Raw genomic sequence first — 24,029 nt, 5'->3', positions numbered from 1 at the left:
CCGTTATTTCTTATAATTGTGAAAGCTCTTCTTTTGATATTAGAACTTTTCTTGGTTTACTTCCTTCGCTAGGTCCAACAATACCTCTTTCTTCCATATCATCGACTAATCTAGCGGCTCTATTAAATCCTATTTTAAACTTTCTTTGAAGCATTGATGCTGAAGCTTGTCCGTTGTTTACCACAAACTCTATCGCATCATAAAGAAATTCATCTGTATCATCAGATTTAATTGTATTTATATTTGATATTGACTCTTCTATTTCACCAAAATAACTTGGTGTTATATCTCCAGCTTCTTTTTTTACATATTCTATTACTCTATCAGATTCTTCTTCAGATATGAAGGCACCTTGAAGTCTTCTTGGCTTTGACGCTCCAAGAGGATAGAATAACATATCACCCTTACCTAGAAGTTTTTCTGCACCACCCATATCAATAATAGTTCTTGAGTCTGTCTGGGACGATACAGCAAATGCAATTCTTGATGGTATGTTGGCCTTAATCACTCCTGTTATAACATCTACAGAAGGTCTCTGAGTCGCTACAATCAAGTGCATTCCTGCCGCTCTAGCCATCTGTGCAAGTCTACATATATAATCTTCTACTTCATTTGCACTGACCATCATCAAGTCAGCAAGCTCATCTATTATTATTACTATCTTTGGAAGAGGATTGTCCGTCTTGTCATTATAGCTAGTAATATCTTTTACTTGAGCATCTGCAAATAACTTATATCTTCTATTCATCTCTGTTACTGCCCAACAAAGTGCATTAGCAGCCTTTTTGGCATCAGTTACTACTGGTATTAATAGATGAGGTATTCCATTATAGTTTGCAAGCTCTACAACCTTAGGGTCTATAAGCATTAACTTCACCTCATCTGGCTTAGCCTTATAAAGTATACTTGTAATTAAAGTGTTTACACACACTGACTTACCTGATCCAGTAGACCCAGCTATCAGTAGATGTGGCATCTTAGCTATATCTCCAATTATGATATTTCCAGCAACATCTTTTCCAAGCCCCATGGCAAGTGGTGATTTAAAATTATTAAACTCACTGCTTTCAATAATTTCTCTTGCACTTACCATTTGTGGTTCATCATTTGGAACTTCTATTCCTATCGCACTCTTTCCTGGTATAGGTGCTTCCATTCTGATACTCTTTGCTGCAAGACTTAGAGCTATATCATCTGTTAAGTTTACAATCTTGCTTACTTTTACACCTGGCTTCGGCTGTATTTCATATCTTGTGATTGTAGGTCCAACCGTTACTTGATTTATAGATGCATCTACACCAAAATCTCTAAGTGTCTGCTCTAACTGCCTTGCATTTTCTAAAACTTTTTGCTTAGATCTTTTATCATTTTTATTTACTACTTTATTTAAAAGAGATACAGATGGTTTCTTATAATCTATATATTTCAAGTGTTCATTTTCGTCAATTCCGTCTTCTTCACTAAAATTCATTAAATCTTCTCTACTTGTTATAGAGGCCTTTTTCTTTAAATCAGAAATAGCATTTAAATTTTCTGAGTTCTGAAGATTTTTCAACTTATCAAAATCACCAGCTTCTTTAGTAGACTTAAATCCATCTTCTTGAAATTCCCCATCATTAAAGTTAGTATTTGAATTTGTATCAAAATCTTTATTAAAGTCATTTTCAAATTCAAAATTATGATCATCAAATAGTGACTCCGCAGGCAAGTTATCTTCATTACTTATATCTTCTTCAGACACTATTCCATTTAAAACAGGCTCTTCATTTTGAAGTTTTTGAAGTATTTCAAGGTCAGAAAGTCCCTGAGTTCCCTCTAAAATTTCAAGATAATCATCATCTGCTTTATTAAAGCCAACTATTTTTATTGTTTTGTCACCCTCATCAACACCATCATCGAAACTTTCGTCAGAGTTTTTCCCTAACTTTTCTTTAACCTTGTCAAAGAAAGAAGTCTTACTAATTATAGTAGCATCGTCTACTGTATTTTCGCCATCTAAATTCTTTCTCTTAAATAATTTCAACTTAGAGAATATATTTGTTTTTCCTTCTTTAGGATTACGAATAAGATTTAAAACATCATCAACTGAAATCTTAAATATAGATAAACATGCTATTATGTTGGCAAATATTGTCAGCAACCAAGCTCCCATCAAACCTAAGATATGTGTTAAATAGTATGTAACAAATGACGGGATAAGACCCATACCTTCTCTAGTTACACCCATTTTTATAGTATCTTGAATAACATCTATATCCATTAATCCCTCGGAAGGCGTCTGAGCATAATTAATTAGACCATAATATATTATTAAAAACACAGCAATAATATAAGATATTTTTGTTTCCCTTAATCTATCAATCTTTTCATTACCATCAATAAATCCTAGAACACCAATTATGACCATTACTATTGGAACCAGTATCGCTAGTCCTCCAAATAATCCTTTAAATACTGTTTGTATTACTCTCGGAGCTAAGGCCCCAGAACTTGAAAATAGCCCGTAAGCGAAAAACAGACCCAAAAATATTAATATTAAATTATGATACTCAGAATTGAATGTCATTTTTTTAGGATTCTTTTTGCTCTTTTTTCTATTTGTTGGTTTTTTATTAGTGCTAGGACGTCTATTAGGTTTTTTTCCTTTAGTTTTTTTAGCCATTAGACCACCTCTTTATTTCATTATTTTTTTCATAATACTTTTTACTGATTTGCCTGTAATTCCTATCGACATATCCGACTTAAATATCTTGTCTATTATACTCTTCATGTAATCCATATCGATGCTTTCAACAATTTTTATTACTTCATCGATCTCTTTCAACCTTTTATTGACAACTTCATACTCACCTATTAACATCATCCTATCTTCTGTGTCTTCTAAATTCATTATGACACTGCCCTTGTATTGTTCCTTAGCGAAGGTTAATTCTTCTTCAGATATATAGTTTTCCTTTAAATCTTCTATTTCCTTTAAGATTAGCGTGTAGACCTCAAGAAGATTCTCTGATGCTACACTAGAAAATATGCCAAATTCAGCATAATCAACATAAAAGGTATCAGAAGTATAGATGCTATAAGATAAGCCTCTCTCTTCCCTTATGTGCTGAAATAGCCTTGAGCTAGGACTATTTCCCAATATATTTCCCAGTAATTTAATAGAGTAAAAATCTTTATCTATCTTGTCATCTGGGCACTCGTATATAATCGCTATATTGGCTTGTTCATCATCTTTATCTTTTAAAAACTTTGTCATATGAAATGACTGTCCCTCTCTAACAGGTGTCAATTCTTTTGACTTCCAACTTTTGAAACCATCTTCTATCTTTTTGACTATATCTTCAAATACAAAGTTACCACTTATAACTATCACCGAATTATTTGCTACATAATAGTTTTCAAAAAAATCTACAATAGTTTTTCTATTCATAGCTTCAACCGTTTCCATTGTACCAAGTATGTTTCTTCCTATGCCCTTATTTTTAAAGGTTCTCATTAAAAGTTCATCATAAACATAATCCTCTGGAGAATCCTGATACATTTTTATTTCTTCTGATATAACTAATTTTTCTTTTTCAATTTCAGATTCATCAAATTTGGAATTTATTATAATATCAGATAAAACATCTATACCTCGATCTATATGATTTGAGGGCATCTTAACATGATAACAAGTATGATCATGTGTAGTAAATGCATTTATATTCCCACCATAATAATCTATATCATTTGAAATTTTTTTAGAAGTTCTCTGCTCAGTTCCTTTAAAGAGCATATGTTCAATAAAATGAGCCACGCCTGAATTTTCATTATTTTCCATTCTAGAACCAATATTTATCCATACTCCTAAAGAAACTGACCTTACATAAGGTATTTCTTCGGCAACAATTCTAAGCCCATTATCCAACTGTTTATATTTTATAGTATTCACCTCCATATTTTTTATTTATTAATAGTCTTATCTATAATTTTATAAATCTTTTTATATTATAATCCATTTATAGATTTTTTTTCAACTAAAATACTATTTTTGTTAATTTACATATCATACCATTATAGCATATCTTATCATTTTTTTCTTGATTTTAACTTAGATATTTTAGGTGAAATATGATTAAAATATTATTTTTTATATATCATAATTTTCATTAGAATTATAATATGGTAGGTTTTGCTTAAATTACTAAAGCAATCACCTACCATATTGTATAATACTTATATATTCTTTAACTCCTATTTATTCATAGAAATTAACCGCTGTATTTACATAATACAGAAATGAATGATGCTTGCTTGACTTTTGATTTGCATCTGTAATTTCAGTTCTGAATCTAGCTTGCTTCTTTCCATTAATATAGCTATAACCATATTGATGTATTATCATAGGTCTATTATTTTGATCCTTTCCTAGATACATAAATACATGTCCTGGGAGATAAAATCCGCTACCTGCTCTTTGCTTTAATAGAAGTTCTTCTTTTGATTTCTGATCTTTCGCAGACCTAAAGTCTATTTTTTTACCAATTATATCTTTTTCTTGTGAAGAAGCATCTCTTGACATTACTATTCCAAAACTTCTATAAACATCTCTTATTAGTCCTGAGCAATCTCTACTTAAATTACTATGCCCCCAACCATATTTTTCACCTTGAAATTTTAAAACCTGCTTGATTACATTTGCTTCTGTAAAATCTAAATATCCCTTTACAGCTTGATTTTTGGGAATATCTACAGTTTTTGTTCTATAACTATTTCCTGCTATAGGCATAAAAACTTTATAGTAACTACTATTTTCTTCTTTTAAAGGAAGATAACTCCCCATATCTATTACATCAGCTGTATTTGTTTTTATTTGTCTATTTATATAGGTAATAAAATCTTTACTTCTAAGATCTATCATCTTCTCTCTTGATAGTTTCATTATGCTATTTGTTGGAATCCATCCTTCATAGTCAGTCGTAAATACATGTGCCCAAGATTTATCAGCATTATAGCCTACTATAGCTACTTCATCCCAAGGAAAAAGCCCCGTTAAAGCACTATAATCATCAAAAGAATCTGGGTTTTTACTAGCTATTGGCTTTGCCTTCATCACTACTCTTTTGGATATAACTCCATATTCACCCTTTATATTTTCCACAGTATAAAGATATTTTGATGCTGATATATTGTGCTTATTCTTCTTTTTTATTTCTTCTTGAGACATTATTATATCCCTTCTATAGTGATTGTAATAATCCCAATATTCAAAGCTTGTCCTATCTGTTGGTGCTACTTGTGGCTTTATTTTTCTAAAGATATCATCTGGAACAGAATTTTTTCCACCTATAATTGTGATATTATATTTATATGAATTTTCAACATAATCTATTGTTTCTTTTGATAAGCCTATCTTTCTAGATAGTATTATATTTGCATCTTCTTGATTTGCAAGTGGCCCTAGTGTAAGTGCATCTATTATATTTTCTCCGCTTGCTATATAGGCCTTTGTACTTTTTCCACTCGCTTTTGCAATTTCTATAGCGGTGCTATATCGATTACTTCCAGCAATTCTACGGCTTGCATCAACTTCTTCATACACTTTATTACTTACTGAATTTTCTCCTCCAAACACTGTCTTTTTAATCCCCATTTTCGAGTTTATATAATCAATATTTGGTTTTTTACTATCAAGCAATATTATAGGTATATTTCCTCTACAGTATGAACTTGCACTTATCAAGTCTGCTTCATTACTGGCAAGAGCTATTTCCTCTATATCAACTACTTTACTAATTTCTTCTGCAATCTTTATAGATGTCTCATATCTATTTTTGCCTGCAATCCTAGATATTTCAATACCTTTATATTCAAGGCTCTCCTCAATATCTTTTGGAACACTATTTTCTCCACCTAATATATAAATTCTTTGAGGAGACACTCTATCTATTTCTGCAAAAGTTTTTTTATCTATTTTTCCATTATCTATCAATAAAATACTTGAATTTGTTGCATTTGCTAAAACCGTTGCAGAAAGTGCATCTATATAGTTAGATCCACTTGTAAGTATTATATTTTCACTATTTACTATTTTTTTAGAGATTTCAACTGCTGTAGAATATCTATTATTTCCTGCTATTCTATTGTATTGAGCATTAGATTTTTCTACATAGCTAGAAAATACAAATAAAAATGTCATCGAAATAATTATAGCTAATCTATTAAATTTTATTTTTTTACTTATACACTTTTTTATTCTCAAACTACACCTCCATATTTTTATGCTTATTTTTATATTTTTGAAGTTTTATAAAAGTATATTCTCAAACTTTAAAATATCACTACATTAAAGTATCCAGATACTCATATAAAGACAGTATAACATGAAATTAATATTTTTTCGATTAGATATTACTTGATTTTGATTTCTATTTTCTTTGCAAATTTTCTGTTAATTTTAAATAAATTATACTAGCTGTTAAATAATATTATTTATATGATACTCAAAGTCTTCTTTTCAAAAAATAAAAAAATCAGTGAAAAAATCCACTGATTTAGATATTTAAATAATATTAATTATTTTTAATTGCTTTTATTGAAAGGTTTATTCTTCCCTTATCGTCAATTTCTGTTACTAAAACATCAACAACATCACCTATTGATAATACATCTTCAACTTTATTTACTCTATTATTTGATATCTGAGAAATATGAAGTAATCCTTGCTTTCCTGGAAGAATTTCAACAAATGCACCAAACTTTTCTATTCTTGTAACAGTACCCTTGTATATCTTTCCTGGTTCTGCTTCAGCAACTATTTCTTCAACCATTGCCTTTGCCTTTGCAATCATATCTGATTCTACTCCAACTATAAATACTTCACCAGTCTGTTCAATATCCATCTTAACACCAGTTTCATCTATAATCTTATTGATCATCTTTCCACCAGGTCCTATTACATCTCTTATCTTGTCTGGGTTTATTGACATCTTTACAATCTTTGGAGCATACTGAGATAGCTCTTCATTTGGCTGAGATATTACCTTCTTCATTTCTCCTAGGATATGCATTCTTCCTTCCTTAGCCTGCTTTAGAGCAGTTCTAAGAACTTCTTCATCTATACCGTCTATCTTTATATCCATCTGTATAGCTGTAACACCATGTTCAGTACCAGCTACCTTAAAGTCCATATCACCTAAGTGGTCTTCCATACCTTGTATATCAGAAAGAACTGCTACCTTATCGTGATGCTTTATAAGCCCCATAGCAATACCTGCAACCATATCTCTTATTGGAACACCTGCATCTAGTAGCGATAGAGTAGAAGCACAAACAGAAGCCTGTGATGTTGAACCATTTGAGCTAAGTACTTCTGATACTAATCTTATAGCATATGGGAAGTCTTCCTGTGAAGGTATCACTGGAACTAAAGCTCTTTCAGCCAAGGCACCATGTCCTATTTCTCTTCTTCCTGGACCTCTTGAAGGTCTTGTTTCACCTACTGAGTATGATGGGAAATTGTAATGATGCATATATCTCTTATTTTCTTCTTCATCTAATCCATCTAACTTCTGAACATCACCTAAAGCACCTAGTGTAGTAACATTAAGAACCTGAGTCTGACCTCTTGTAAATATAGCTGAACCATGAGTTCTTGGTATCATACCAGTTTCACACCATATTGGTCTTATTTCACTTAAAGCTCTATTATCTGGTCTAACATTGTCATCAACTATCAAGCTTCTAACTTCATCTTTTATTATTTCATGAAGAACATCTTCTATATCTCCTGCTACTTCTTCGAAATCTTCTAGCTTTTCTTCAAAATAAGCTAAAGTTTCTTCACTAACTGCATCCATTTTTTCTGTTCTTTCCATTTTTTCAACAGTCTTAACAGCTTCGCGCATCTTTTCTCTAGCAAATTCGTCTACCATAGCTCTTGTTTCATCTGAAGGTATATGAAGTTCTACCTCACACTTTTCATGACCTACTTCCGCCACTATATCTTCTATAAATGCTACAATCTTTTTGATTTCTTCATGTGCAAATAGTATACCGTCTAAGACTACCTTTTCATCTACTTCTTCAGCACCAGCTTCAACCATCATTATGGCATCTTTTGTTCCAGAAACTACAAGATGAAGATCACTCTTTTCTCTTTGTTCTTGATCTGGATTTGCAACAAACTCTCCATCAATCCTACCTACTAGAACTGATCCAGTTGGCCCATCAAAAGGTATGTCTGATATAGAAAGTGCTATTGATGAACCAATCATAGCCAATATGTCAGGTGTACAATCCTGATCTACAGATAAAACTGTTGCAACTATCTGTACATCATTTCTGAATCCTTCTGGGAATAGAGGTCTCAAGGGTCTATCAATTAATCTTGATGTAAGTATTGCCTTTTCTGAAGGCTTACCTTCTCTCTTTAAAAATCCACCTGGTATTTTACCTACTGAGTATAATTTTTCTTCAAAATCTACACTTAGTGGGAAAAAGTCAATCCCATCTCTTGGCTGTGCAGACTTAGTAGCATTTACCATAAGCATTGTGTCTCCACATCTTATGATACAGTTACCATTTGTCATTTCACATATCTTTCCTATTTCAACTGATAGTGTTCTACCAGCTAATTGTGTTTCAAAAATTCTATGTTCGAACATAGTTTCCTCCTTAGTATTATAATTACTTTGAAAAACTTATTGCGATTATATCAGGACCAGTATGAGAACATATACATACTCCACCCTTTGTAACCATTATATTTTTCACTTTACCTTTTAATTTTTCTTCTACTTCTTTTTTTAGTTTTTGAAAATCCTCTAAATTACAACCATGTCCTATAGTAACGGTAATATTAGATAAATTTTCACTGTTTTTTTCAAGTGTCAAGTCTACTAGTTTAGATACAAGCTTTTTTATTCCTCTAACCTTTGCTTCTAAACTTATCTTCCCTTCCTTCATCTTGAAAATAGGTTTTATATTAAGCATATTTCCTATTATAGCAGTTGTAAGCGGTACTCTACCACTCTTTTTAAGAAAATCAAATGATGCTGGTGCAAATAATATTTCAACACTATCTCTTATAGAGTTTAGTCCCTCTATCACCTCATCAATTTTTTTTCCTTCTTCTATCATTTCACATGCTCTTATTACAAATTGTCCTGCACCAAGAGATAAATTTCCTGTATCAAATACGTAAACTTCACCCTCAGTATCATCTTTTGCAAGCATAGCACTTTGATATGTTCCAGTTGCAGCTGATGCTCCTGTCAAACAAAGTACAATTTTATCTTCCTTAATATTTCTGTCAAAAACTTCTTTAAACTGCATATATGTCGCTTGAGAAGTTTTAGGAATTTCTCCAGACTTTAAAACAATCTCATAAAATTCTTCCTTATTTATGTCAACACCATCTTTATATTCTTTGCCATCCATAATAAGGGTAAGAGGAATTATTTCCAAATATTCCTTCTTCTCTATCTCATCAGGAATGTCACACAAACTATCACATACTAATTTTATGTCCAAAGTAGTACCTCCTAACTTTTTATTATCGTTTTATGCATTTATATACATGAAATAATTCTGCACATACGTAACACATTATAAAAACATTTTATCACATTTTGAGCTATAAAAGTAGATTTATATCTAAAATGATAAGAAAAGCTTATTATAGAACATAAAACAAAGCAGATATGAAATAAATCATATCTGCTTAAAAAGAACTATTTTCTTAATCCTAATTTAGCTATTAAAGCTCTGTATCCTTCAAGATCGTGTCTCTTTAAGTAAGTTAGTAAGTTTCTTCTTCTACCAACCATCTTTAAAAGACCTCTTCTTGAGTGGTGATCCTTCTTATGAACCTTTAAATGTTCATTTAATTCGTTTATTCTAGCTGTTAATAAAGCTATCTGTACTTCTGGAGAACCAGTGTCCCCTTCTTTTCTTCCAAAATCCTTGATTATTTGTTCTTTGTTCATTATTATTTTCCTCCTAAATTTTATAATCGCCTAAAGCTAAGCCTCGAATGGAGATTTCAAAAGCCGAGCTTAGGTTGAAACCTATATCATTATATCATAGTAAGGTTTTTAGTTCAAGATAATGATTTAGTTTTTTATTTTTAAAATTTGTCTTATATTTTCTACTTTATTATTAAACTCTTCACATTTATCTATACTGCCTCTTAAGCACTTAACATAGTTATCTCTAACGTACTGAGTATCTTTAACTAGCTGCTCTCTTAAAGCTTCTTTACTTTCAAATTTAATTTCTTCTCTCATTTTTTCAACAAATTCAACTCTAATCTCTCTATCATAAATTTCTCTATCAAAATCAAGTATATAAGTCTCTACACTTAATTTTTTACCATTAACAGTAGGGTTTGTCCCTATACTAGTGGCTCCACAATAAATCTCGTTATCAATTATTACAAGTGTTGCATATATTCCTATCTTAGGAATTATCATACAACTTTCATACTCCATATTTGCAGTTGGAAAGCCTATAGTTCTGCCAATTTGTCTTCCTCTAACAACCTTGCCTTCAACTGCAAAATAACGCCCAAGTAAATGCTCAGCAGCTACAACATCACCTTCTGCTATGTGTTTTCTAATATCCGTTGAACTTACTCTTTTACCATCTAAAAGAACTGGAGTTACAACTTCTACTTCAAACTTTAACTCCTCTCCAAAACTCTTAAGAAGCTCTGGACTACCTTCTTTTTTTCTAGCAAAACTAAAATCATGACCTATTACCATTTTTTTGACATGAAGTTTGTCTATTAAGATATTTTCAACATAATATCTGGCAGATATTTGTGTCATACTCTCATCAAATGGTATACATATATAAATATCTACTCCCATACTCTCTACTATTCTTTCCTTTTCCTCAGCAGAAATTATATTTTTTACATATCCAGGTTTAAAGAAATTTACTGGATGATTTGAAAATGTAAACACTACACTTTTTACATCGTTTTCTTTTGAATAGTCAATGGCCTTATTTATTAAGGTCTGATGTCCTCTATGTACTCCATCAAAGTTGCCTATTGTGACACATGTTTCAAATGGAATATCTATATCGTCTAAACTATTAAATACTATCATTTTACCACCATTATCCCAATTTAAATATTTTTTCGCTCTTAACCATTAATGATCCATCTTCTAAGGTAAGTTTTCCAACACCTATAAATTCTTTTTCTGGTGTATAGACCCTAACTCTTTCCGAAGAAGAATTCTTGTAATCACCTTTTATAAATCTTCTTTCTTCTATCTTACCACCATTTGAATAGTAGGTAACCGCACTTTCATCCAAAACTAACTCTGGAAACTCGATTAAAACACTTTCAACTGAATAGCTATTTTCTAAAAGTTTGCCCTCTTCTTTTAACAGAGCCAACTCCTCTAGTGTGATTGATCTATCAATTTCAAATATACCGCTCTTTGTTCTTTGAAGGTATGACATATGTCCACCTACTTCTAACTTTTCTCCTATATCATGACATAGGCTTCTTATATATGTTCCCTTGCTACATTCTACCTCAAATGTTACTTTTGGAAGGCTTATATCTATTATATCAATAGACTTTATATTTACTTTTCTTGCTTTTATTTCAATTTCATCGGCTCTTCCACTTCTTGCTAAATCACACATTTTTTTACCATTTACTTTTAATGCAGAATAAATCGGTGGGTATTGATCTATTTCTCCTTTGTATGAATAAATTGCTTTCAAAACTTCTTCTTCTAGAAGATGACTGCAGTCACATTCACTTACAATCTTACCTGAAGCATCATATGTATCTGTACTGACTCCCAAAGTCAATTCACAAATATATTTCTTATCCTTATTCAATATTAGATCACTGACCTTAGTCGCCCTTCCAACGCATATAGGAAGAACTCCTTGGGCATCTGGATCCAATGTACCAGTATGTCCTACCTTCTTTGTTCCAAGAATCTTTCTAACCTTATAGACAACATCATGAGATGTCATACCTACAGGCTTATTAATATTAAAAACTCTATCCATATTTCTATTAATACCATCCTTCATATATAGTTATACATGAGTTACTCTAATTTTTTATATTTATATATTCAACAGCCTTCTCAATCAACAACTTTCTAACAAGATCTATGTTTAAATCCTTGATTGTACATCCTGCAGCTCTTATATGTCCGCCACCACCAAATTCTGAGGCAAGTTTAGAGCAATCTACATAGTTTTTAGATCTAAAGCTAACTTTAATCTCTCCTATTTCTTTCTCTTTTATAAAAATACCCAACTCTACACCTTTTATATCTCTTGTATAGGGTGTAATTCCATCTATATCATCATATTTAACCTTATGTTTATCCATCATTTCTTTTGCAACAGCAGTTATAGAAATCTTAGAATCAATTATTTCTAAATTTTCTAAAGCTTCTCCCAAAATTTTATAAAATTCTAATGAATTACTCTGAAATAGTTTTTCAACTAAATAACTTTTTTTAGCTCCTCTAGATATAAGTTCTGCTGCCATAAAAAATGATGATTCTTCTGTATTTGAATATTGAAAATTACCAGTGTCTGTTATTAGTCCTGCATAAAGATATGTAGCAATATCTTCATCAATAATTTTTCTATTAAATCTTTCCTCATATCTCATTATCAAATTATATACTAATTCACATGTAGATGAACCTTCCACATCTATGTATTTTAAAAATCCATAATTTCCATTTGTTACATGATGATCTATACAGATTATTCCCTTGGAATCTTCCAATATATTTTTGTCAACACATATCCTTGAATAATCACCTGCATCTAGAGCAATCACTGTATAATCGCTACTCTTTACATCTGAAGACTCTTTCTTTACATCTTCATCATAAAGAAACATAAGGTTTTCAGGATAGTTATCGTCTAACACATATATTACTTCCTTACCTATTTTCTTCAAGAAATTATTTATAGAAAGTGATGATCCTATATTATCACCATCAGGGCTTACATGAGATGTCACTAAAAATTTATCATTTTCTTCAATATAATCAAGTATATTGTCTATATCCTTAATAAAATTATTCATTAAATCACATCCTTTACATAAAATAAAAATGATGTCAGCAAGAACTACTGACATCATTTATTATACATCAAAATTAAAATTATATCACTATAATGTTTAATGCTTTTATGAAAAACTAATCTTCCTTGGATCTTACACTTCTGATTAGCTCATCCATTTGCATTCCCTTTTCAATAGAATCATCTATCTTAAACATTATTTCAGGAACGTATCTCAACTTGACAGCTTTTCCTACTTCTCTTCTTATATATCCTCTTGCACTATTTAAACCCTTAAGTGACTCTTCTTCATCTCCACCTAATAGACTTACATATACAAAGGCATATCTCAAGTCATTAGTAACCTCTACATCAGTAACACTGACCATAGATGTTACTCTAGGATCTTTTATTCCATTTATAAGCATCTTACCTATAACTTTTTTAACTTCTTCACTTATTCTTTTTATTCTATTTGAAGCCATTTTCTACACCTCTTTCTTAAATATGAGAAATGTAATTAGTCTATTGTTCTCTCTACTTCTTTAACAATATAAGCCTCTACTATATCTCCAACTTTAATGTCATTGTAGTTTACAAACCCTAAACCACACTCATAGCCCTGAGCTACTTCCTTAACATCATCCTTGAATCTTCTTAGAGAGTCTAATTCACCCTCATGAATAATTATACCATCTCTAACTATTCTAACCTTACAATTTCTGTAGATTTTTCCAGTTAAAACATAACATCCAGCAATAGTACCTACGCCAGAAATCTTGTATACTTCTCTTACTTCTACTTTACCAGTATCTTCATCAACATATTCAGGATCAAGCATACCACTCATAGCTGCCTTCATATCCTCTATAGCCTTATAGATTATAGTGTATGTTCTTATATCTACTGTTTCTTTTTCTGCTAGTTGGTCTGCACCTGCTACTGGTCTTACATTAAATCCTATTATTATAGCATTAGAAGCGGATGCAAGTAAAACGTCTGATTCAGTTATTGCACCAACACCACCATGTATTACCTTTATCTGAACTTCATCAGTTGAAAGTCTCTCTAAACTCTGCTTAACGGCCTGAACAGAACCCTGTACATCTGCCTTTATTACTATGTTTAGATCCTTTACCTTACCTTCACTCAATTGTTCAAATAAATCATCAAGAGATATCTTAGATGAAGCCTTTAGCATTTCTTCTCTTCTAAGTTCCTGTCTCTTTTCAGCTATTAATCTAGCAGCCTTGTCATTAGGAACCTGAACAAACTGGTCTCCACCTGAAGGAACTTCAGATAAACCAAGTATTTCTACTGCTGTAGAAGGTCCTGCTTGCTTTACTCTTCTACCCTTATAGTTTATCATAGCTCTTACCTTACCACTAGCTACGCCAGCAACGATTGGATCTCCAACTCTTAGAGTACCACCCTGTACTAAAACAGTTGCAACTGGTCCTCTTCCCTTATCAAGTTCTGCTTCTATAACTGTACCAACAGCTCTTTTTTCTGGATTTGCTTTTAATTCTTCTACTTCAGCTACTAAAAGTACCATTTCTAGAAGACCTTCTATATTAATTCTCTTTTTAGCTGATAATTCAACTGAGATTACATCTCCGCCCCAGTCTTCAACCAATAATCCTTGATCAGATAATTCCTGCTTTACTCTTTCTGGGTTTGCTCCTGGCTTATCTATCTTATTGATTGCTATTATAATAGGAACACCTGCAGCCTTAGCATGGTTGATTGCTTCAACAGTCTGTGGCATTATACCATCATCTGCTGCTACAACCAATATAGCTATATCTGTTACCTGAGCTCCTCTTGCTCTCATAGATGTAAAGGCCTCGTGACCTGGAGTATCTAATAAAACTATCTTTTGACCATTTACATTTACTTCAGAGGCACCTATATGCTGAGTAATTCCTCCAGCTTCTCCAGATGTAACATCTGTGTCTCTGATAGCATCTAGTAAAGATGTTTTACCATGGTCAACGTGACCCATAACAGTAACTACTGGTGGTCTTGGAAGTAGGTCTTTCTCATCGTCTTCTTCTATTTCCATAAGAGCCTCTATTTCTAGCTCCTCTATTTCAGAAGTATCACTCTTTATTAAGTTATAGCCAAACTCATTACATATTAATGATGCTATCTCAAAGCTTATCTCCTGATTTATAGTTGCCATTGTTCCCATCTTCATCAACTTCATTATGACTTCAGATACAGACTTACCCATTTCTGTAGCTAAGTCCTGAACTGTTATGCTCTTACCTGCTTCAATTACATTTCCTTTTTCTTCTTTTATTTCTTCATTTAACATTTCAACTAGAAGCTCTACATTTCCCTCTTCTACATATTCGTTTTCTACTATTTCAATACCAAAGTCATTAATCTTATTCATAAGCTCTTTTTCGCTCATGTTATAATCTTCGGCAATATGTTTTATGCTAGTTTTAGACATAAATACCACCTCCTACAAATTGGCCCTCTATATGAAATAAAAATTATTCACTTTCAGTTAGTAATTTTTTTATCTCTATAGCTATATTTTTATCCATTATTCCTAACACAGCTCTCGGGCTCTTTCCTATTGAACTTCCAATTTTGTTTTTTTCACCAAATTCATAAAATTCAATACTTCTAAAGCTGCATTTATCTGAGAATAATTTCTTAGTATTCTTTGATGCATCACTTGCTATTATTACTAGACTTACTCTTTTTTTCTTTACTTCCCTAAGAGTAGTATCATCTCCTGATACAAGATTTCCAGATCTCCTAGCTAATCCTAGCCAAGAGTATATTTTTTTCTCATTCATATTATGATTCGCTCTTTTCTGTTTCTTTTAGCTTGTCTAGTTCTTCTATAAGATGTTCATAAACTTGATCGTCTACATCCATTTTGAAAGCTCTATTCAAAGCCTTGCTCTTGATAGCTTTTACAAGACATTCATTAGTAGCACAAATATATGCGCCCCTTCCATTAGCTCTAGCAGTTGGATCTAGAAAAATTTCATTTTCCTTATTCTTCACTATTCTAATTAAAGTCTTTTTATCGCCTCTTTTTTGGCAAGCAATACATTTTCTCTGAGGTATCTTTTTAGATTTATTCATAGCTACACCTCCTTAACTTAATTACAGTTGCCTATACTAAAACTCATCTTCGTCTTCTTCATAGAACTCTTCTTCATCTTCTTCATAAAAATCTTCGTCTTCTTCATACTCAAAGTCTTTATCGTCAATGTTAAGATATTTTAACTCTTCATTTTCTTCATCCGAAAGAACAAGGTCTTCTTTAGCCATATTTGTTTCAAAGTCATCATCAAAGCTGTCTATAGCTTTTTCTTCAATATCTTCTTCTAATTCTGATTTATCTATATCCAAAGTTTCTTCTGTTTCAACTTCTAACTCTTCAGTATTTTCAGCTTCTTCAAGTCTTTTAGCTTCTTCAATAGCTGCTTGTTCAGCTTCTATTCTAGCACGCTCTTCAGCTTCTTTTTCTGCCTGTTCTCTTGCAATTTCTTCAGCCTTTACTTCTTCAGCATATACTATATCATCTGCTTCTATTTTAGCTAATAAGGCTTCTTTGTCTTCTTCACTGAAATCATTTTCTGGCTTTATATCTATCTTCCAGTTTGTAAGTCTTGCTGCAAGTCTTGCATTTTGACCTTCTTTACCTATTGCAAGTGAAAGTTGATAATCAGGAACTATTACAACTGCAGATTTTTCTCTATTATTTACAAAGACTTCTGTAACTTTTGAAGGGCTAAGAGCTGCTTCTACAAATTCTCCTATATCATCGCTATATTTAACTATATCAATTTTCTCGTCACCAAGCTCATCAACTATATTTCTAACTCTTGATCCTTGTGTACCAACGCAGGCACCAATAGGATCAATCTTAGGATCTACTGATTTTACAGCCATTTTAGTTCTTGAACCAGCTTCTCTTGATATTGACTTTATTTGTACTATACCTTCTTGTATCTCAGGAACTTCCATTTCAAATAATCTCTTTACAAGCCCTGGATTACTTCTAGATAAAACTATTTGAGGATTCTTGTTAGTCTTATTAACTTCTACTACATAAAACTTCATCATATGTCCTATATTGTATTCTTCTCTAGGTATCTGTTCACTTTGAAGAAGTATTCCCTCTCCCTTTCCAACCTGAGCAAAGACTATTTGTTTTCCTTCTCTGTGTGATATTCTTGATACTTCACCTGTTACTAGTTCATCTTGCTTTTCAACAAATTCATTGTAAGTCATTTCTCTTTCAGCTTCTCTAATTTTTTGAACGACTATCTGCTTAGCTGTCTGAGCTGCTATTCTACCAAAATCTCTAGGAGTAACTTCATGTTCTACAACATCTCCTAGTTCATAATTTGGACTAATTTCTCTAGCTTCTGCTAGCTCTATTTCTAAGAAATTATCATATAAGTCTGACTCATCAACTACTAATCTTTGTGAGTATACCTTTATGTCACCAGTATTTTTATTTAAATCAATTCTAACATTCTGAGCTGATCCAAAGTTCTTTTTATATGCAGAAATTAGTGCTTGTTCAATAGTTTCAAGCAACACATCTCTGTCTATCCCTCTATCCTTTACAAGTTCATCAAGAGCCTGCATAAATTCTGTATTCATTTTTATTCCTCCAATTACTTAAAATATCACGGAAAGACGTATTTGTGCTATTTCTTTTCTAGATAGTTTTTTTTCATTATTATTTACTAACAAAACGACATTTCCATCTTCATCAAGTCCTGATAGAACTGCTTCAAATTGTTTAGTTTTCAATTCTTCATCATTTTTATATAACTTTACATCAACCTGTCTACCTGCATATTTGGAAAATTCCTTATCTCTCTTTAGTATCCTATCAACACCTGGAGAAGACACTTCCAAAAAATAGTTTTCATTAATAAAGTTCTTTTCATCCAACAATGGATTTAGTTGTCTACTTACCTTCTCACACTCATCTAGCCCGATACCATTTTCATCATCTAGTATCACTCTTAAATAATACATACCTGCTTCTTTGACGTATTCTACGTCTACTAGTTCATAACCAAACTGGTCTGCTATTGGTTGAGTTAGTTCTTCAACTTTTTGTGCAGTATTCTTTTTCATAAACTCACACCTCCATATTCAATTGTAAAATAGTGTTTTATAACACCCAAATAAAAAATGTGCATAAAAAATGTGAGCCAAAAATGCCTCACACTCCACACGAAATATTCTCTTATTATAATATCATCTTTTGCTTGATTTTACAAGGCTTTATAGCAATTCTTTAGAAATATGCATCAAAATAACTACTATATTCTCTATTTTTATTCTCATAGACAATTATAAAAGAAACTTTATACACCTTTTCTTTTTCATTTTTTTTCTCCTTTATATACATTGCCTTCACATAGTTACCTATCTGATATTGACCCTTCATACCTATACTTATTGTATTATTATTATTTATTATTTTCTTTTTACATATTAAACTTCCATTGTCACTGTCATAGCTATTATAATAAAGAACTTTTATTTTTTTATAACCATCTTCCAAAAACTTTTGATTAACTTTACTTGAGTTATCAACTCTAAAAGAATCAAAGCCGATAGATTCTCTTATGTCATACTTTATTCTATCTTCAACAACAAGCGCTGTTTCTTTCAAGTCATTAATTATTATTGTGTCTTTATACATTTTTATAGAAAAAAATATAATCAAAGCTAGTGATAATGAAATTATAAATACCGCATTAATATATAACAAACTTTCTATCAAAATATATCCTTTTCTTTGATTAGATTTATTTTTCATTTTTATCCTCTTTTAAATTAAATATTGTGATTAATACTTCTTTGAAAGTTTCTTTTACATAAAATAGCCATACACTTTTTATAATCCAGAATTATAATTTTTATATAATTCTGAGCTTTTTAAAAAACTAATCTATCGTAAATCCTTATATAAATTAACTTTAATACTTTCTCCTTTAGATTTAACCTTACTAGATAATTTTTATATTTACTTTTTTCCATAATTTTATAACTAGTTTTCTTCCATAAAGTGATCTATTACTTTTTTCATATCTTTATCTAAGTAATCTTCTCTATAAGACATTATCCTACCACTTCCAATCATTATTGTTATTCTTTCTAGCTCCTCTTCCTTAGAATCAAACATATATATGCTCATTCCTCTATCTGGTGCTCCCAACCTGGATGTATCAAAATACTCTATTCTTTTTTTACTGGAAAGGATATAGTATCCGCTATGAAATTTTTTGTCTTTAATTTTTTTATTATTTTTATATATTGAATAACTGTTTTTCTTCATCAAAATAATATACGAGTCTGTACTATTCATAGATTTTGTACTTACTGTTCTAAGGTCTGATTTAAATTCATAAATTAAACTATCAAACTCCATACTACTTCTTTTCATAATAGGTGTGCTTATAAAAAAAATAATTCCGATAATAGTTACTGAAACTATTATTTCCAGCATTAAATATCCCTTTCTTAACTTCATAGCTCAACTAAACCTCTAATCCAAATACTTAAATAGTTTCTTTATTTCCTCGTTTTCTAAATCTAACTTCTCATAATCATTATCAATATCAAAAACCTTGTAAGGATTAAGAATCTGACACCTTTTAACAGTTTTTCTTTTAATCGACTTATCTTTGTAATTTAGTACAATTGAGAATTCAATAAAGTCGTCTTCTATATTTATATTTTTTCCGTCATAAAAGTAATTAATTATTACCTTATCACTATAATAGTATTTTTTCTCAAATACATATATAAAATTCTGCTGATCAAAATTCTTAAAACAATTCATAAAATCTTCACTGTCTTTTGATTTTAGATATGCATCTTCAATTGAATAATAAAAATTTATCTGACATACAGATTGAGCAAGACTAGATTCATAGTCATTTATAGTCAACTCCCTATTTTCAAAAGATAAATTATAATATCCCCTTGTTGCGACAATTGAAGATGCAATTACACACATTACAAAAAACATACTTATAACACTATTAATTGTCATTGAACCTCTTTTTTTCATTTAAATTGCCTCATTATTTTAATAATAACTTTTCTTATCTAAAATATCTATATAGCTATTTGATAGCGAATCCACAAGTAAAGCTTATTACTTACTTTTTGGCCTTATTTATAATAGGTATTTAAAAAGTCTTGAAACTTATCAATAAAAACTATAAACTAGCACCTATTACAGAATAAGTAGATAAAGACTCCTCTGATCCTTCTTTTAATACGGTTATCTGACTTTTTACTAGACCAAATTTTCCTTCTAAGATAGTTCTTCTTACTCTAATATTATATCCTTCCAAAATTTCCTGCCTATCTTCTGTATCAAGCGAATCCATACTGCTAAGTGCTATTTTTTCATTCTCCTTTTCTGCAATTCCTACAAGCAATCCCAACAAGTCATTTTCATCATCTATATTTTCATTCATCTGAATTAGATTTGAAAAAGATAAAACCATTGAATAAGTAATTGCAGAAATTAATAATACTGATAATATTGTGTCCATTGATAAACTAGCATCTCTTTTCATATTTTTCCTCCTAAAATTAAGACTCTATATCTTCTTGTATGAATATAGGCAAAAATAAAAAAACATCGCAAAGTAACGATGTTTTTTTGTTTATTATTTTATTATTTTTCTTCTATTGCTTTTCTAAGTATAAAGTTTCTTCCTACTACTTCTGGGAACTTCATTTTTACTATTTGTCTTGGATGAGGAGCTGACTCTATAGACTCTCCATCTTCATTATACATTTCAGTTATAGTGGTATTGATAGTATCTGTGTATGGACCCATTATTTCTATTTCGTCACCTAGCATCATTTTATTTCTTTGTTCCACTGTTACAAGTCCATTTTCATCTCTATCTTCTAATACGATTCCTATAAAATCATAATTTCTTACATAAGATGCTGAAGCATAGTTTTGTTCTTCATCTCCTGGCTTATCATTATAAAATCCAGTCGTAAAATGTCTATGGCTTCCCTTTTTTAGTTCTTCTAGCCAGATAGGATTAAATTTCCAGTTTTCTGGATCTTTATAATATGCATCAATTGCCATTCTATAAGCTCTTACAACAGTAGCAACATAGTAAGCTGTTTTCATTCTTCCTTCTATTTTTAAACTTGTTATTCCAGATTCAATTAATTCTGGGATGTATTCAATCATACAAAGATCTTTTGAGTTGAAGAAAAATGTTCCTCTTTCATCTTCATATATTGGGAAGTATTCCCCTGGTCTTTTTTCCTCTACCAAGCTATATTTCCATCTACAAGACTGTGCACAAGAACCTCTATTTGCATCTCTTCCTGTCATATAATTACTAATTAGACATCTCCCTGAGTATGATATACACATAGCACCGTGCATAAAAGCTTCTATATCCATTTCTTTTGGTATATTTTCTCTTATCTCTTTTATTTCTTTAAAAGACATTTCTCTAGCTACTACAACTCTCTTTACACCTTGCTTGTACCAGAAGTTTGCGCTTCTGTAATTAGTTGTATTTGCCTGTGTACTTAGATGTATTTCCATATTTGGAATAGTAGACTTTATAAGATCTATTACTCCAGGATCAGATGCTATTAAAGCATCTACGCCCGCTGATTCTAAGTCTCTTAAATAGTCTTCAAATCCTTCAAAATCTTCATTGTGAGGTATTATATTTACTGTTACAAATACTTTTTTACCTCTCTCGTGAGCAAAATCTGCACCTTCCTTAATATCTTCTATTGTAAAATTTTTCGCTGCAGTTCTCATTCCAAACTGCTCTCCACCTAGATATACTGCATCTGCACCATATTCAAAGGCAACCTTCAATCTTTCAAGGTCTCCTGCTGGAGCTAATAATTCAACTTTTTCCATATTTTCACCTTCCATTTATTAATTATAAATATTGATAAGAATTCTTTAAACTTAATCAATAAGCAGCTATATAAAGTTATACCCTTATTCTGTATATTAGATACCCTACTATTTTACTTTCTATCACTATTTTTGTAGCTAATAGCAACTCCATCGCCTATTGGTATTATTGATGTATCCAAATATTCAGCTTGACACAAATAATCTAGATAATCTCTCATTCTTTTTACTATTGTTCTTTTTCTTCTGACAACCAATCCGTCATCAGCAATCATACCCTTATACAATATATTATCTGATACTACTATACCATTTACATTTAGCTTGTCAATTACTAAATCAAAAAACATCTTATATTGACCTTTTGCTGCATCTATAAATATCATGTCAAATTTGCCATCTACATCTTTTAGTGTTTCCTGGGCATCTCCAACTAGAATATTTATCTTATCACTTAGACCTGCCTTTTCTATATTCTTCTCAGCTTCTTTTAACATTACTGGATTTCTTTCTGTGGTTATGATTTCAACATCATTTTTTAATACTGAAGAGAAAAATATAGATGAATATCCAATAGCACAACCTACTTCTAATATTCTTTTTGGTTTATGTATATTAAGAATAACTCTTAATAACTCAGATACCTCTTTGTGTATTATTGGCACACTATTTTCTTTGGCATATTTTTCCATATCCTTAATCTGACCTGTATTTTCTGCCAATGTTCCCCTTATATAATCTTCTACTGCATCATTTACTATATTACTCATTGTATCACCTTCTATTTAAACTAAAAACCTGTCTTTTCTCTACTTATTGCTTTAAAAAGCAGGGAAAGAAATCTTTCCCCGCATATACTCTTCAAAATTAAACTTTTTTATTTTTTATCACTAGAGCTTTTTTCTTTACTTGACTCTTTACTTTTATTTGTTTCTTTTTTGTTCTTTAATTCCTGTTCATCTAGATCTTTACGATACTTATCCGCATGAACCTTATGCTCTTCAAATGTCTTACTGTAGTAGTTTTTACCATCAGTTCCAGTTACAAAGTAAAGATAGTCTGTCTTTTTAGGACTAGCAGCAGCCATAAGTGACTCTAGACCTGGATTTGCTACTGGAGTTGGTGGAAGACCCGCATTTAGATAAAGATTATAAGGAGTTTCTACCTTTAAGTCCTTGTACAAAACCCTGCTCTTACGTTCTGGTAAGCCATACTGAAGTACTGCATCTGATTGAAGCTTCATTTTTTTATCTAGTCTATTATAAAATACACCTGCTATTGTATCTCTATCTTCATCATTAATTGCTTCCTTTTCTACAATAGAAGCCATTATTATAGTATCATAAAAATCAAGCTTATTTTTTTCTACAATAGGCATTATATTTTTATTGTATTTTTTTTCAAACTCAGCTAACATTTTTTCAAACACTTGCTTTTCACTAGTTCCTTTTTTGAAAAAATATGTTTCAGGATATAAAAATCCTTCAAGTGTTGTTATTTTATTGTTTGATAGGAAGGTATATTTTTTTGAAAACTCTTTTGGATTTCTAAATAAACTTACATATGTTTCTCTTTTTCCTAGACCACTTTTTACAAGCTTATCAACTATGTCAGTTGATACACTTCCCTCAGGAAAAGTTACTTTTATACCATCTTGATATACTTTTCCAGCAACCAATTTATCTATTATAGCTTTATTGTCCATATTTTGAGAAAGCTTATACTTTCCAGCCTTTACTTTTTCCGCATTTTTAGAGTTTTTTACATTTGATATAAATACTCTTTTGTTTCTAATTAATTTTTTATCTCTAAGGATCGTAGAAATATCTTTTGCACGTGATCCTTCTGGAATTTCAACTATTATCTCTTTATTAGTTTTTGGGTCTACTGCCTTTGACGCTCTTTTATAGTATAAATTTCCAACAGTAGCTACTATTGCTAGAAATACAAATATTACTATTAAAAGCCTAAAAACCCTTATTTTTTTCTTCTTTTTTCTTTTTCTAAGTACTTTCTTAGATTGCGTCTCTCTTCTACTCACGGGCAATTTCCT

General features: G+C 31.0%; 21 protein-coding genes and 1 pseudogene. All 22 read right to left on the bottom strand.

The window, feature by feature from the left end; genetic code table 11:
- Positions 1-10: 10 nt before the first annotated feature.
- Positions 11-2,662 carry a DNA translocase FtsK gene (locus tag UF10_RS03600; protein WP_242969033.1) on the bottom strand — a complete coding sequence of 884 codons (2,652 nt, stop codon included), beginning with the start codon at positions 2,660-2,662 and terminating at the stop codon, positions 11-13.
- 12 nt (positions 2,663-2,674) lie between these two features.
- Positions 2,675-3,937: a M16 family metallopeptidase gene (locus tag UF10_RS03595; protein ID WP_242969032.1), complete on the bottom strand. Its 1,263-nt coding sequence runs from the start codon at positions 3,935-3,937 to the stop codon at positions 2,675-2,677.
- 300 nt (positions 3,938-4,237) lie between these two features.
- Positions 4,238-6,241, bottom strand: a complete 2,004-nt coding sequence (locus UF10_RS03590) for a cell wall-binding repeat-containing protein (protein ID WP_106776450.1) — start codon at positions 6,239-6,241, stop codon at positions 4,238-4,240.
- A gap of 310 nt (positions 6,242-6,551) precedes the next feature.
- Positions 6,552-8,645: a polyribonucleotide nucleotidyltransferase gene (gene pnp / locus UF10_RS03585; protein ID WP_106776449.1), complete on the bottom strand. Its 2,094-nt coding sequence runs from the start codon at positions 8,643-8,645 to the stop codon at positions 6,552-6,554.
- A gap of 22 nt (positions 8,646-8,667) precedes the next feature.
- Positions 8,668-9,513 carry a DegV family protein gene (locus UF10_RS03580; protein WP_106776448.1) on the bottom strand — a complete coding sequence of 282 codons (846 nt, stop codon included), beginning with the start codon at positions 9,511-9,513 and terminating at the stop codon, positions 8,668-8,670.
- Positions 9,514-9,713: 200 nt separating this feature from the next.
- Complete coding sequence (rpsO, locus tag UF10_RS03575) at positions 9,714-9,971, bottom strand: 30S ribosomal protein S15 (RefSeq protein WP_106776447.1); 258 nt, start codon at positions 9,969-9,971, stop codon at positions 9,714-9,716.
- A gap of 123 nt (positions 9,972-10,094) precedes the next feature.
- Positions 10,095-11,096, bottom strand: a complete 1,002-nt coding sequence (locus UF10_RS03570) for a bifunctional riboflavin kinase/FAD synthetase (protein ID WP_106776446.1) — start codon at positions 11,094-11,096, stop codon at positions 10,095-10,097.
- 10 nt (positions 11,097-11,106) lie between these two features.
- Positions 11,107-12,024 (bottom strand): tRNA pseudouridine(55) synthase TruB, encoded by a 918-nt coding sequence (gene truB / locus UF10_RS03565; protein WP_106776743.1) that lies wholly within the window; start codon positions 12,022-12,024, stop codon positions 11,107-11,109.
- A 46-nt stretch (positions 12,025-12,070) separates the two neighbouring features.
- Positions 12,071-13,069 (bottom strand): DHH family phosphoesterase, encoded by a 999-nt coding sequence (locus tag UF10_RS03560; RefSeq protein ID WP_106776445.1) that lies wholly within the window; start codon positions 13,067-13,069, stop codon positions 12,071-12,073.
- Positions 13,070-13,184: 115 nt separating this feature from the next.
- Positions 13,185-13,532, bottom strand: coding sequence for a 30S ribosome-binding factor RbfA (rbfA, locus tag UF10_RS03555; RefSeq protein WP_106776444.1), 348 nt, complete (start codon positions 13,530-13,532; stop codon positions 13,185-13,187).
- A gap of 35 nt (positions 13,533-13,567) precedes the next feature.
- Positions 13,568-15,508 (bottom strand): translation initiation factor IF-2, encoded by a 1,941-nt coding sequence (infB, locus tag UF10_RS03550; RefSeq protein WP_106776443.1) that lies wholly within the window; start codon positions 15,506-15,508, stop codon positions 13,568-13,570.
- A 43-nt stretch (positions 15,509-15,551) separates the two neighbouring features.
- Complete coding sequence (locus tag UF10_RS03545; RefSeq protein ID WP_106776442.1) at positions 15,552-15,863, bottom strand: L7Ae/L30e/S12e/Gadd45 family ribosomal protein; 312 nt, start codon at positions 15,861-15,863, stop codon at positions 15,552-15,554.
- A 1-nt stretch (position 15,864) separates the two neighbouring features.
- A complete protein-coding gene (gene rnpM / locus UF10_RS03540; RefSeq protein WP_106776441.1) occupies positions 15,865-16,158 on the bottom strand; it encodes an RNase P modulator RnpM in 294 nt (97 codons plus the stop codon).
- Between the two features lie 372 nt (positions 16,159-16,530).
- Positions 16,531-17,691: pseudogene (gene nusA / locus UF10_RS03535) on the bottom strand (transcription termination factor NusA); the annotation flags it as partial.
- Positions 17,692-17,709: 18 nt separating this feature from the next.
- Positions 17,710-18,177 carry a ribosome maturation factor RimP gene (locus UF10_RS03530; RefSeq protein WP_106776439.1) on the bottom strand — a complete coding sequence of 156 codons (468 nt, stop codon included), beginning with the start codon at positions 18,175-18,177 and terminating at the stop codon, positions 17,710-17,712.
- A gap of 163 nt (positions 18,178-18,340) precedes the next feature.
- Complete coding sequence (locus UF10_RS03525; protein WP_106776438.1) at positions 18,341-18,868, bottom strand: hypothetical protein; 528 nt, start codon at positions 18,866-18,868, stop codon at positions 18,341-18,343.
- 231 nt (positions 18,869-19,099) lie between these two features.
- Positions 19,100-19,582 (bottom strand): hypothetical protein, encoded by a 483-nt coding sequence (locus UF10_RS03520; protein WP_106776437.1) that lies wholly within the window; start codon positions 19,580-19,582, stop codon positions 19,100-19,102.
- Positions 19,583-19,597: 15 nt separating this feature from the next.
- Positions 19,598-20,125, bottom strand: coding sequence for a hypothetical protein (locus UF10_RS03515; protein WP_106776436.1), 528 nt, complete (start codon positions 20,123-20,125; stop codon positions 19,598-19,600).
- 151 nt (positions 20,126-20,276) lie between these two features.
- Positions 20,277-20,642: a hypothetical protein gene (locus UF10_RS03510; RefSeq protein ID WP_106776435.1), complete on the bottom strand. Its 366-nt coding sequence runs from the start codon at positions 20,640-20,642 to the stop codon at positions 20,277-20,279.
- Positions 20,643-20,743: 101 nt separating this feature from the next.
- Positions 20,744-21,976, bottom strand: coding sequence for a peptidase U32 family protein (locus UF10_RS03505; protein ID WP_106776434.1), 1,233 nt, complete (start codon positions 21,974-21,976; stop codon positions 20,744-20,746).
- A 113-nt stretch (positions 21,977-22,089) separates the two neighbouring features.
- Positions 22,090-22,746, bottom strand: coding sequence for an O-methyltransferase (locus tag UF10_RS03500; protein ID WP_106776433.1), 657 nt, complete (start codon positions 22,744-22,746; stop codon positions 22,090-22,092).
- A gap of 107 nt (positions 22,747-22,853) precedes the next feature.
- Complete coding sequence (gene mltG, locus UF10_RS03495) at positions 22,854-24,017, bottom strand: endolytic transglycosylase MltG (RefSeq protein ID WP_242969031.1); 1,164 nt, start codon at positions 24,015-24,017, stop codon at positions 22,854-22,856.
- Positions 24,018-24,029 lie beyond the last annotated feature (12 nt).

The organism is Peptostreptococcus russellii (assembly GCF_003012055.1).
Classification (GTDB): Bacteria; Bacillota; Clostridia; order Peptostreptococcales; family Peptostreptococcaceae; genus Peptostreptococcus; species Peptostreptococcus russellii.
Note: the sequence above shows the minus strand (reverse complement) of the source record. Positions and strands in the feature narration are given on the sequence as shown.